This is a genomic window from Mailhella massiliensis, from assembly GCF_020741395.1.
In the GTDB taxonomy this organism is placed as follows: Bacteria; Desulfobacterota; Desulfovibrionia; order Desulfovibrionales; family Desulfovibrionaceae; genus Mailhella; species Mailhella massiliensis_A.
The window spans coordinates 1-2,939 of sequence record NZ_DYZA01000153.1 but is presented as its reverse complement, the minus strand read 5'-3'; the positions used below and the strand labels follow the sequence as shown (position 1 = coordinate 2,939).

General features: G+C 58.2%; 3 protein-coding genes. 1 reads left to right on the top strand and 2 read right to left on the bottom strand.

Features of this window, described 5'->3' with window-relative positions; all coding sequences use genetic code 11:
* Positions 1-338, top strand: a 338-nt coding sequence (locus K8W16_RS07535; protein WP_304122540.1) for a helix-turn-helix domain-containing protein, incomplete at its 5' end; no start/stop codon positions are given.
* Positions 339-783: 445 nt separating this feature from the next.
* Here the strand turns inward: K8W16_RS07535 and K8W16_RS07530 are convergent.
* Complete coding sequence (locus K8W16_RS07530) at positions 784-1,962, bottom strand: acetyl-CoA C-acetyltransferase (RefSeq protein WP_304122539.1); 1,179 nt, start codon at positions 1,960-1,962, stop codon at positions 784-786.
* A 144-nt stretch (positions 1,963-2,106) separates the two neighbouring features.
* Positions 2,107-2,937: a 3-hydroxybutyryl-CoA dehydrogenase gene (locus K8W16_RS07525; RefSeq protein WP_304122538.1), complete on the bottom strand. Its 831-nt coding sequence runs from the start codon at positions 2,935-2,937 to the stop codon at positions 2,107-2,109.
* Positions 2,938-2,939: the final 2 nt, after the last annotated feature.

Below are 2,939 nucleotides of genomic sequence, written 5' to 3'. Positions count from 1 at the left end.
GCAATATCCGGGAAATGCAGAACGCCGTGATCCGTGCCATGCTCATATGGGACGGCGCTAAGGAAAACAAATTCACTATTGAGGTAGGAAGAAATCTTTTTGCAGGCATGTTTTCCACCGTCCCCGTCATGGGGGAAAAAACGGGCCGACCTCTTCTTCCGGTCGACAGCATGAGAATGGAAGATATGGAGAGAGCCCATATCCGCCGTGTTCTTGCTATGACGGGCGGGCGTGTCACGGGCAGAGGAGGCGCGGCGGAACTTTTGGACATGAACCCCAGCACGCTGCGGGCAAGAATGCGTAAGCTCGGGGTGAAACGGATAGACGCTTCCGAATAGAAGAGCCATTCCACCTGCCGTGCCGTGTTGCGGCGTGTATGAAGGGTCAGGGGCTCTTTTCGGCACAGGGAAAAGGCGCCGGCCGAAGGGGTTCAGACCGGCGCCTTTGCAGGGGGGAGGGGAAGGGGAATATCTACGGGCGGCTGCTTTGTGGGGAAGACCATTCTTTTTTGAGCAGTTCCGCCATTTCTTCAAGACTCATATGTTTTCCGTCCATGCAGGAAGGTGAGGTTACAACATGGGCGCCGGCGGGAATATCCGGGCATCTTGCCTCACACCCGCAGACAACGAGCGTGATCTGACGCGTAGCCCGGGATTGCCCTGCCGCAGGGAAGGTGGATATATCCCCACGGCGCAGGCAATCCGCAAGGCTCTGTGCCCACTGTACACGGTCGTATCTGGCACGGCATCCGCCGCAGTACCGGATAAGAAGCCCTTCCATGGCTCAGCATGCTTCCACAAGCATGGCAAAGCCCTGGCCGCCGCCAATGCACAGGGTGGCAAGGCCTCTTTTCTGCTTCAGATGCCTGAGCGTGTACAGGAGTGTGGTCAGGATTCTTGCGCCGGAAGCGCCTATGGGGTGCCCCAAGGCAATGGCTCCGCCGTGGATGTTTACCCTGCCCATATCAAAATTCAGCTCGCGTCCAACGGCGAGGAACTGGGCGGCAAAAGCTTCGTTGGCTTCTATCTGGTCAAGAGAGTCCACAGTCCAGCCTGCTTTTGCCAGCGCGTTTCTGGTGGCGGGAATGGGGCCGAGTCCCATGACGGAAGGGTCTACCCCTCCGGGCGCCCAGCTGATGATTCTAGCCATGGGCTGAAGATGAAGCTCTTCCGCAAGGCGGGCGTCCATGACGACAAAGGCGGCCGCGCCGTCGTTGATGCCGGAGGAGTTTCCCGCTGTGACCACGCCGCCTTCCTTGAAAGCCGGGCGCAGTTTTGCAAGGGCTTCGGCTGAGGTGTCCGGCCGGGGAAATTCATCCGTGTCAAAAAGGAATTCCTTTTTTTTCTGCTTGATGGGCACGGGGACAATTTCTTCTTTAAAGGCGCCTGAGGCAATGGCTTCCTGAGCACGCTTCTGGGAGAGCAGGGCATGGGCGTCGAGATCTTCTCTGGTCAGCCCGTAGCGGGCTGCCACATTTTCCGCAGTCATGCCCATATGGTAGTTGTTGAACGCATCCCAGAGTCCGTCGCGGATCATCAAGTCCACCATGGTGTTGTCTCCCATGCGCGCACCCCAGCGGGCGGAAGGCATTGCAAAGGGCGCGGCGGACATGTTTTCCATACCCCCGGCAACCATGCAGCGAGCTTCACCCGCGCGTATGGCAAGAGCAGCTTCCGCAACGGCCTTGAGCCCGGAACCGCAGACTTTGTTGAGCGTCCACGCCGGTTTTTCCACAGGCAGACCTGCCCGCAGAGCCGCCTGTCGGGCGGGGTTCTGCCCCAAAGCGGCCTGAAGCACGTTGCCCATGATGACTTCATCCACCACGTCGGCGGAAATACCCGCTCTGTGTATGGCTTCGCGAATGACAATGGAGCCCAGCTCCACGGCGGGAACGGAAGAAAGCGCGCCGCCGAATTTACCTATGGCCGTGCGCGCGGCGCTGATGATAACTGCTTCATTCATAACAAAGTTCCAAATAGTTCTCTGTAGTTGCGGTATGATGACCGGTATTATGAGTCCCGCTGACGGTTGCGGAAAGAGCCTCTGTACTGCGGAAGGCATGCTGTTTTGGGCATGCCGGGCAGCAGGGGGCTGGGCCGTCTCTGCCTATCGGGCGTAGGTGAAAAATCCCCGGCCTGTTTTTCTTCCCAGGGTTCCGGCCCGAACCATTTTCCTCAGAAGGGGAGCGGCGCGGTATTTGTCTTCGCCAAGTTCTGCATGCAGCAGATCCATGATGGCGAGGCACACATCAAGGCCGATGAGGTCGCCGAGAGCCAGGGGGCCCATGGGATGGTTGGCGCCGAGTTTCATGGAGGTGTCGATATCTTCCGCAGAGGCAATGCCTTCCTGAAGGATGAACGCGGCTTCATTGATCATGGGAATCAGAAGCCGGTTGACCACAAAACCGGGATGTTCCTCCACCGTGACGGGGACTTTTTCCATGGCGCGGGCCGTGTCCATGATGTTCCGATAGGTTTCGTCCGAGGTGGACGCTCCCCGGATGACTTCCACAAGGGGCATGCGGGGAACGGGGTTGAAGAAATGCATGCCGATGACCTTGTCCGCCCTGCCGGTAGCCGCGGCTACCGCCGTGATACTGAGGCTTGAGGTGTTGGAAGCGAGGATGCACTCCGGCTTCATGATCTGATCGAGTTGTTTGAACACCGATTTTTTGATATCGAGGTTTTCCACCGCGGCCTCAATGACCAGATCAACGTCTGCGGCTTCGGCAAGCTGGAGCGTGGAGGATATGCGGGAGAGAGCGGCTTCTTTGTCGGAAGAAGCGATGAGCTGTTTCTCCGCCAGTTTGTCCAGAGTCTTTCTGATGTTGGCCATCCCCCGGTCGATAAACTCCTGCTTCAGGTCATAGAGAACCACATCAAAACCATGCTGCGCGGCAACCTGGGCTATACCTGCCCCCATGGTACCGGCACCGATGA